The organism is Microcoleus sp. D3_18a_C4 (genome assembly GCF_036702415.1).
GTDB lineage: Bacteria > Cyanobacteriota > Cyanobacteriia > Cyanobacteriales > Microcoleaceae > Microcoleus.
This window is the reverse complement of the sequence record NZ_JAUBTI010000114.1, coordinates 10897-19855: the sequence shown is the minus strand read 5'-3', so window position 1 is coordinate 19855 and position 8959 is coordinate 10897. Positions and strand designations below refer to the sequence as shown.

The 8959-nt window shown below is 44.2% G+C and carries 9 protein-coding genes and 1 CRISPR repeat array; of the genes, 2 read left to right on the top strand and 7 right to left on the bottom strand.

Going from position 1 to position 8959, the window contains the following annotated elements; all coding sequences use genetic code 11:
• Positions 1–103 precede the first annotated feature (103 nt).
• A CRISPR array of direct repeats spans positions 104–1885; the repeat unit is 37 nt; unit sequence GTTTCAATCCCCTCGCGGGGAAGTGGTAAAGGAGACA.
• A gap of 513 nt (positions 1886–2398) precedes the next feature.
• Positions 2399–2806: a chorismate mutase gene (gene aroH, locus QUB16_RS28740; RefSeq protein ID WP_333321449.1), complete on the bottom strand. Its 408-nt coding sequence runs from the start codon at positions 2804–2806 to the stop codon at positions 2399–2401.
• Positions 2807–2945: 139 nt separating this feature from the next.
• Positions 2946–3764 (bottom strand): signal peptide peptidase SppA, encoded by an 819-nt coding sequence (gene sppA / locus QUB16_RS28735; protein ID WP_333321452.1) that lies wholly within the window; start codon positions 3762–3764, stop codon positions 2946–2948.
• Positions 3765–4174: 410 nt separating this feature from the next.
• Between sppA and QUB16_RS28730 the strand changes: the two genes are divergently transcribed.
• Positions 4175–5248 (top strand): DMT family transporter, encoded by a 1074-nt coding sequence (locus QUB16_RS28730; protein WP_333321447.1) that lies wholly within the window; start codon positions 4175–4177, stop codon positions 5246–5248.
• Positions 5249–5258: 10 nt separating this feature from the next.
• Here the strand turns inward: QUB16_RS28730 and QUB16_RS28725 are convergent, their stop codons facing one another.
• Genes QUB16_RS28725 through QUB16_RS28710 form a run of 4 tightly spaced genes read right to left on the bottom strand, consistent with a single transcriptional unit; the run spans position 5259 to position 7840 of the window.
• Positions 5259–5678 carry a PIN domain-containing protein gene (locus QUB16_RS28725; RefSeq protein WP_333321445.1) on the bottom strand — a complete coding sequence of 140 codons (420 nt, stop codon included), beginning with the start codon at positions 5676–5678 and terminating at the stop codon, positions 5259–5261.
• The gene (locus QUB16_RS28720; RefSeq protein WP_333321443.1) at positions 5675–5971 is read right to left on the bottom strand and encodes a hypothetical protein; all 297 of its coding nucleotides are present in this window, start codon (positions 5969–5971) and stop codon (positions 5675–5677) included. The genes QUB16_RS28725 and QUB16_RS28720 overlap by 4 nt, the downstream gene beginning before the upstream one ends.
• A 50-nt stretch (positions 5972–6021) precedes the next feature.
• The gene (locus QUB16_RS28715) at positions 6022–6699 is read right to left on the bottom strand and encodes a phage tail protein (protein ID WP_333321441.1); all 678 of its coding nucleotides are present in this window, start codon (positions 6697–6699) and stop codon (positions 6022–6024) included.
• A 1-nt stretch (position 6700) separates the two neighbouring features.
• Positions 6701–7840 (bottom strand): ATP-binding protein, encoded by a 1140-nt coding sequence (locus QUB16_RS28710; protein WP_333321439.1) that lies wholly within the window; start codon positions 7838–7840, stop codon positions 6701–6703.
• A 47-nt stretch (positions 7841–7887) separates the two neighbouring features.
• Between QUB16_RS28710 and QUB16_RS28705 the strand changes: the two genes are divergently transcribed.
• Positions 7888–8757, top strand: a complete 870-nt coding sequence (locus QUB16_RS28705) for a M28 family peptidase (protein ID WP_333321437.1) — start codon at positions 7888–7890, stop codon at positions 8755–8757.
• 5 nt (positions 8758–8762) lie between these two features.
• Here QUB16_RS28705 and QUB16_RS28700 read toward each other — a convergent pair.
• Positions 8763–8959, bottom strand: a 197-nt coding sequence (locus QUB16_RS28700) for a hypothetical protein (RefSeq protein ID WP_333321435.1), incomplete at its 5' end; no start/stop codon positions are given.

Sequence of the window (8959 nt, the reverse complement as noted above, 5' to 3'; positions counted from 1 at the left end):
GCTCGCACTGTAAATGCAAAACTGAGATGCTCCCCATCCCACAAACTTGTGGAAGTTATTTAATTCTCATTCCTTAGCTAACGTAATATCTGGTCGGATTTTAGTTTCAATCCCCTCGCGGGGAAGTGGTAAAGGAGACTGGGGCGATCGGAATCGGTACTCGCAAAGAAGAAATGTTTCAATCCCCTCGCGGGGAAGTGGTAAAGGAGACTCATCAGAGTCAGTAGTTTTACAGGCAGAGCAAACTGTTTCAATCCCCTCACGGGGAAGTGGTAAAGGAGACTCAATCCCGTAAAAAACGGAGAAAAACAAATGAGTTTCAATCCCCTCGCGGGGAAGTGGTAAAGGAGACTTTAATTTTCATGTGGAAGGGAATTGGGTAGCAGTAATCGTTTCAATCCCCTCGCGGGGAAGTGGTAAAGGAGACACAACGGACAATGTAGAAGTGATTGGTCACCTTAATGTTTCAATCCCCTCGCGGGGAAGTGGTAAAGGAGACGTTCACTGGGGGATTTACTAATCCCAAGGCTAAAGTGTTTCAATCCCCTCGCGGGGAAGTGGTAAAGGAGACTGGTTCAAAAATTTTATGTATATCCAAGACTCCTACAAGAGTGTTTCAATCCCCTCGCGGGGAAGTGGTAAAGGAGACAACCTGGGTGTTTACACTCAACGATACTTGGCTGATTAAAAGTTTCAATCCCCTCGCGGGGAAGTGGTAAAGGAGACTCAACTTCATGGCTATCTTAGTTATCGGGATTGTTTAGTTTCAATCCCCTCGCGGGGAAGTGGTAAAGGAGACCCGTAGCAGAAGGTTCTGTAACACGGTATTACTATATTGTTTCAATCCCCTCGCGGGGAAGTGGTAAAGGAGACATCATGAACAATTTTCTACTTTTGATGTGACATTGTTCGTTTCAATCCCCTCGCGGGGAAGTGGTAAAGGAGACAAACCGACATAATTGTAGTTTCAGCACCCAGTTTCAATCCCCTCGCGGGGAAGTGGTAAAGGAGACACCAGCAGTTTCATTGGTATTTGAGATTCTTTTGTGTTTCAATCCCCTCGCGGGGAAGTGGTAAAGGAGACAATTGAAGATGATGATGACATATGGTTTTCTGGGAGTTTCAATCCCCTCGCGGGGAAGTGGTAAAGGAGACTTGATGTGACGTTGTTCCGACCGAAGGATTCACAATCGTTTCAATCCCCTCGCGGGGAAGTGGTAAAGGAGAATTTTTAAAGTAATCCTAGAATTAGCACTTCTTCAGTTTCAATCCCCTCGCGGGGAAGTGGTAAAGGAGACTTTGTGCTTCGGTAGATTTTTTAGACTTAGGGTTTCAATCCCCTCGCGGGGAAGTGGTAAAGGAGACTTCAAGGGTAACACTCAAGTTACAAAAGCCACACCTGAAGGTTTCAATCCCCTCGCGGGGAAGTGGTAAAGGAGACAGGCTAGATGAAGTCTATAAAGAAGTTGCAAAAAATGCGTTTCAATCCCCTCGCGGGGAAGTGGTAAAGGAGACAGGATTCTGCGGATATTACGAACGATGGATAAGATAAAAGTTTCAATCCCCTCGCGGGGAAGTGGTAAAGGAGACAACCAGCTTCCTCAACCACAGGCTATGGCGGATAGGTTTCAATCCCCTCGCGGGGAAGTGGTAAAGGAGACATCATTGCTCATGTGGAGCAAGGCTCGACGAAGGAGAGAGCGTTTCAATCCCCTCGCGGGGAAGTGGTAAAGGAGACACTCCTGCCAATGATACAATCTATGGTCTGGCAAAAGCGTTTCAATCCCCTCGCGGGGAAGTGGTAAAGGAGACATTAAACGCAAGAGCCAGCCTTCTATTAGCATTTTTGTTTCAATCCCCTCGCGGGGAAGTGGTAAAGGAGACAGTTCGGCCAGGGAGCCTTACCCAGAAAGGGTTTCAAGCCTCAAATCGACGCACCATTTTTTACCTGTCAATAAGACCGTAAAACCTGCAATAAGCTCAATTGCTTGCAAGCCGTAACCCTTGGTATCAGAGTAATCGACGCACCCCAACGATAAAATCAGGGTTTTGCCGATCGCCCGAGGTGCGTCGATTGCCGATCTGCGACACTGAAACTAGCCGCAGATACAAAAAAAAACTATGCAATTTTCAACGTTCTGGAGCGCTCGAGCTTTGCAACTCGCAAACTAACCATACACCTTAACCTGTAACTTGTCAACCCCTTGAGAGTCAAATCCCACGAGAGCCCTTTTTGAGTTGTCGGGGCGATCGACAAAATCAAAGAAACCGGGTTTTTGCCGTTTTCGTCGGCTGTAACCAAGTATTCTAGAAAAAACCCGGTTTCTGGGGGCCCGTGAGTTTAGGAGTGTTTGACTTTTTGAGTTGTGAGGGCGATCGACTTTCACAATCGCCAAGTCTACTTTTCCCCAGCCACCGCCACCGCTAAATTCCTATCGGGGCGCAAATTTTGAGCTCCCCGCAAATAAGGATGATAAATTTCAGTATGTGCCGGCCAGTTAACGTGAATTAAAAAGCGGATGCAGCGTTCCAAAGCACCCTCAACGTGCATTTGCTGTACGTCCAACAAAGGAACATTACACCAGTGAGGACGTTCGCGGGCGATCGCGGCCGGAAACACAGCATCTAAATCACGAGTAGCAGAAAACGTAGCACTAATAATTAAATCTGGATTTATATCATTTTTTGCTTCTAATTCATCTAATAATTCTCTCACTGCTTCTCGAATTGCTGCCACCGAATTCTCGCTAGCAGTAGTTGCCCCACGAATCCCCCGCACTTGCCAATCCACGCAAAATTCCTCCATTTTAGTCAGTTGTTCAGTAGTCAGTTGTCAGTTGTTAGTTGTCAGTTGCTAGTTGTCAGTTGCTAGTTGCAATTACCAATTACTAATTACCAATTACGACTGCCAACTGACTACTGTCCACTGCCAACTGACTATTTAATCACGGGCGATACATCCACAGCGGCAAACCGCTAGTAGAAAGCTCGAATTCCAGTAAATTCTTGTAAGCCCAAAGCCCGGATGTATCCAGACTACTCCCCAAGACGCGATTTAGGAAAGGTTTTTGTTTTTCTAGGGTGCAGCACTCGGTTTTTTCCGCGTCGAGGCCTGCGAGTTCGGCGGCAAGGCGGCGAGCGTCCTCTTCTGTTCCCAGTCGATCGACCAAACCCAATTCTAAGGCTTGCTGACCGGTAAAAACGCGACCGTCGGCAAAACTTTTGACTTTATCAACAGCCAAGTTCCGGGCTTCCGCAACGGTTTCCACGAATTGCTGGTAGCTGGTGTCGATCAAGTCTTGCAGAATTTGCTGTTCAGGATCAGTCAATTCGCGATCGAATGCCAAGATATCTTTATACGGCCCCGATTTAATCACCTGAAAAGAAACGCCTACTTTTTCTAACAGCCGTTCTAGATTGTTACCCCGGATAATCACGCCAATGCTGCCGGTAATTGTACCGGGATTAGCAACGATATGCTCGGCTCCCATGCCGATGTAAACTCCGCCAGAAGCTGAAATATTGCCGAAACTGGCAACAATTTTGACTTTTTCGCGCAAACGCTTGAGTGCGCTGTAAATTTCCTGGGAATCGCCGACAGTGCCGCCGGGGCTGTCTATCCGCAGCAGCAAGGCGGGAAATTTGCGTTCTTCAACGGTTTTGAGAGCTTCTAGCACTCGTTTGCGGGTTTCTCCGGCAATGGCTCCGGTGATTTCGATACGGGCGATTTGTTTGCGGTAGCGGGGCTTGAATGGCCAAATCATGGGCAGTGTACAGGCAATGTTACGGATTTTTGTAGCTAACTTCTTATAGTGTGCCTTATTCGTCGGGGTAGATGTTGTGCCTGTGTTCGCAACAGGCAAGATGCCTGTTGCACAAGAAAATTCTGGATTGTGGAACAGGCATCTTGCCTGTTCATAATGGCGGCAACAGGCCAGATGCCTGTTCCACCTTGATTTTGTGGAACAGGCATCTTGCCTGTTCATCATGGTGGCAACAGGCAAGATGCCTGTTCCACCTTGATTTTGTGGAACAGGCATCTTGCCTGTTCATAATGGCCGAGATTTGTGCGATCGCACTTAACCCAACACCAATATATAATTGTAAAAACTGCTTAACAAATCTACATCATTCTCGTGAGAGCCACTCTCATCAATTATTTGGAGTCTCCGCCATGCAGCTAAAGCTTACCGATTCAAAACTGCCTTTTGCCCCGCTGTTGCTCATTGCGCCGTTTTTCCTGTGGGGAACCGCGATGGTAGCCATGAAGGGCGTGATGCCGCACACAACGCCACTGTTTGTGGCATTCGTGCGTTTAGTACCTGCGGGTGTGTTGGTGCTGCTGGCGGCCGCATTCATGGGAAAACCGCAGCCGCAGGGCTGGAAAGCTTGGCTGTGGATTTCGCTGTTTGCTTTGGTTGACGCTACTTTGTTTCAAGGCTTTTTAGCCGAAGGTTTAGCGAGAACCGGTGCCGGCTTGGGTTCGGTGATGATTGACTCTCAGCCGCTAGCTGTGGCGATTTTGTGTTTGTGGCTGTTTCAAGAAAAAATTGGTTTTTGGGGCTGGTTGGGATTAGTGATTGGCGTTGCGGGCATTAGTTTAATTGGGTTGCCGGATGGCTGGATTTTGGGGCTTTTTCATCCTGAAAACAGGGAGGTTTCGGCGGGTATCGAACAGTTGTTTCAGGGTGGAGAATGGTTGATGCTGTTGGCTGCTTTGTCGATGGCTGTGGGTACGGTTTTGGTGCGCTGGGTTTGCCGTTATGTTGACCCGGTGGTGGCGACTGGTTGGCACATGATTTTGGGCGGTTTGCCGCTGTTGGCAATTTCGGCTGCAACTGAGTCCGAACAGTTTGTGAATATAGATTTTTCGGGCTGGATGGCGTTAGGTTATTCTACCGTGTTCGGAAGTGCGATCGCCTACGGTTTATTCTTTTATTTTGCTTCGAGTGGCAGTCTCACAAGTTTGAGTTCTCTTACCTTTCTTACGCCTGTATTTGCTTTGCTATTCGGCAATTTGTTCTTGGGCGAAGTGCTGAATCCGCTGCAATCGATGGGAGTTGGGCTGACTTTGGTGAGTATTTATTTGATTAATCAGCGGGATACTTTGGCTGAGAAATTGCGAAAAGTGCGGCACGGTGAAGCGAGTGCAGAAGTTGAAGCAACAGGATTGTTAGAGTCGTCTGAGTTGAATTCTGTAGAATTACCCGTGCAGTTGCGGGTTAGCGAATTGGAATCAGAAGTTTAGCAGGTGGAATTTATGGAGAATCAGTTAATTCTTGAATTAACTGATTTGGAGTTACAATCCTAGGAGTAGTAACCGGAAAATATCGCGGGTTGCGGGTGACAATGGCATCAATTAGATTGATTACAGCAGTGCTGTACTGAATCGCATCTTCAAAATCCTTGAAGTTGCAAGTTAATGCCATTGAAATAACAGAGTTATCTACTGTTGCTACTTGACAAAATGTGGCTAACTGCCGCAAAAAATCCAGCGTCCAATCGCGGCCTCTGTCTCTGCGGATAATATAGTAAAGGTCGCTAAAAGTTGAGGCTGAAATATAGCCTTGAATTTTTGCTTCTTCAACAAAAGTTAAAATGCGATCGCTCTCAGCAAAGAAAGGTTCTCGTTCGAGCGCAACATCTACTATTATATTGGTGTCTATCAGGATTTTCACAAGTTATGTTTTTCCTTTAAATATTCCCATTTTGCTTGTTTGTCTGGATCGTCAAAATCCAGCGGTTCCGGTACAGCATCTCGCTCAAACAAAGCTTGAAATGCTCTCACCTTCGTTTTAAACTTTGTCTGAGGTGTTTCAGGTATCGCACTTTTCGACTCGCTAGCTACTGTAACCGCATCAGCCACTGGCCAAACGATGATTTCGACATCTCCGGGTGGCATATCCACGGATTCCAAAACTACCAAGTTGCCAGTTGCATCGATTTTACCTCTCAGTTTGTATGCCTGCATAGTAATCTCCTAAGTTTTGTCTCTATTATACGACATGAAAATCTGGAGCGTTACCAGTCATCCTCTTCAAGGATTTGAATATTTCTACTCTCAATCTCTTCTATAAAAAATTTAAGACTAGGATTATCTTGGTAATGCTTCTTTAAAACTTTATGCTTGCCATATTGTTTGGCAATCTCTCGATAATATTCAGGATTTTTAGCATTCTTGTCAATTGTAAATTTGTGTTGCTTGGAAAGCTCATAATTTAACGTATTAAGACAGTTTTTGCATTTAGCTTTTTTCTGTTTATCTGTAAAATACAGTGGGAGCAACCAACACTCAATAGAATGTACAGATATTGCAAAAATTATCTTCTGTTGATTGGTGCTGTAAAAATCCTCACCAATCCCGTCTCTAAATTTATCAATAACTTTTGCAATCAACTGCTGAGGAGTAAACTCACCATTTTCATCTTGATGAGCGATATTATAATCTTCTGAAACATCAGTATCTATTTGAATAATAATATAGTCAATAAATTGAAAGGATTCTCGAAAATCTTTTGACTTGCAATAATCAAAAACTAGAGTCCAGCCGCCGTGTTGGGATTTATTCTCATTATCTTTATCTCTTTCTGGTTGAAGTGGTTCGACATCTAGATCGAGACTCTTGAAATATCCAGCTAAAATATTCTCAATTACAATTTGGTCAGTAAGTCCCTCTGTAATCAATCCAAAACTAATCATATTAAAAATTCTTAGGAAGTCCGCCGATATAGCCTCTCAAAAATGCCTCTGATAATTTCACAGGTTCTTGTCCCTCCAAAGGTTTAGGTTTGAGAATGCGTCTAGCTTTAGTATAACCTAATTGATTGCGGGAAATCACAAGCAGCCGCTGTTCGTCATCATCTAAATCCAAACCGTCCAAAACTGCCGGGTTGTGGGTTGTAAAAATGACTTGTTTGCCGTGTTTTTTTGCTAATTCGACTAATTCTTGCATTAATCGGCGGCATAATCTGGGGTTGAGAGAAGCGTCAATGTTATCTATTGCAAAAAATTTAGGCGTGATATCGCTAATAAATAAAGCGAAGTAAAAAAGCAAGAATGAAAAGCCTTCATTAGAACTTCTTTGATCGAAGTAAGCTAAATCTGGATCTAAGTATCTATCTTTAATTTGGAGAGAGTTTTGAATACTTGATAAATTGGGAGGAGCTTCAAAATCTTGAAACCAATCTATCAATTGCAGTTTTTTATTGATTTCATTAAGCTGCTCCTGGTTATCTGAATTTAAAACTTTTAATAGTTTAAACAAGCCTTCTCCATTAATCCCTAATGGTTGAATTTGCCCTTCTTTTTCAAAAGTACGTAAGGCGATATTTTCAGGAGAGTAAATGATAAATTCCTGTATTTTAAGTGTTTTGATATTTGTTTTGCGGATAAATTGATATTGTCGATCTCGGCTGTCTAAAAAACTATTATATTCCCAAGCAGCAAGCGGCCTATAGGCTCTTTCTAAATTCCGTTCTTCTTCTGAAATCCCATAGTAAAAATGATTTCTCCATCGAGCATAGGGTGTATTATCGTTATTTAAAATAAACCTTATTTTTATTGTGTCATTATTTCCTCTAATTTCAATGCTGATATCTTTATCTAAATTTTCCTTTTCAAAAGCCGATCGCATAAATTGAGGTTCTGTCACTCTGATGCCCCGAGAAGCTAAAAACTCGTTATCTAGCTTGTCATCTGCCGCCGCAGAAGCCAGGGCGATCGCCTCTAGAATATTACTCTTGCCGCAGCCATTTTCACCGATCAATACAGTTACTCGTCCTAATTCTAGCTTCAGCTTTTGAATGGACTTATAATTTTCGATTCTGACTTCTCCAATCATAATTCAATCCCATATAATCTTAGTGTACTCATTGTATCTCCGATCGCATGGATCTCAAGGAACGCCTGCACAGCCATCTGATTCAAATTGTACGCGATCGCAACCCATACCTCGCATCCGAAGGGCATTTTTATGCCCAGCAATACATCCGGGAACAGTTGGCACAGTGGGGAACTGTAGAAAATGACGATTTTTCCGTGCGCGGGCGAATTCATCACAATTTGATTTTGGATTTACCCCCCCTCAGTCCCCCCCTTGCTAAGGGGGGGAAGCAAGAAAAGAAGCAAGAAAAGCCGATCGTAATTGGTGCTCATTACGATACTGTACCCGGAACACCTGGGGCCGATGATAATGCTACTGGTGTTGCTGTTTTGCTGGAACTCGCAAGGGATCTCGCATCTGCGCCGCTCAAATATCCAGTGCAATTAGTTGCCTTCGATATGGAAGAATACGGTTATTTGGGAAGCAGTCATCATGCAGCTAAATACAAGCAACAGCAAAAGTCAATCCGGTTAATGATTTCTTTGGAAATGTTGGGTTATTGCAACCATAATCCTAATTCTCAAAGCTATCCCGCTGGCTTGAAATATTTTTATCCAAATAGTGGTAATTTTATTGCTTTAATTGGCACTTTGCGGACGGTTCCCGATTTGATTAATTTGAGTGGGAAAATTCGCAAGTCTGGTCAGCCCTGCGAGTGGCTGCCGGTTCCGAATCGAGGTTTAATTGTGCCGGATACTCGCCGCAGCGATCATGTTCCTTTTTGGGATAATGGTTATCCGGCTATTATGGTGACTGATACTGCTAATATGCGAAATCCGCATTATCATCGAGAAAGCGATAAGATTGAGACTTTGGATTTGGATTTTCTGGCTGGTGTTTGTCAGGGGTTGGTTGAGGCTATTCGACATTTATAGGAATTTTATTTGAACTGACATTTTGTACCTCGATCGAGAACAGGCAAGATGCCTGTTCCACAAGAGATAAATTGTATTGTGGGGTGGGCATCCTGCCCGCCCATAAAAGGCTGATTAACATTTATGATCGAGAACAGGCAAGATGCCTGTTCCACAAGAGATAAATTGTATTGTGGGGTGGGCATCCTGCCCGCCCATAAAA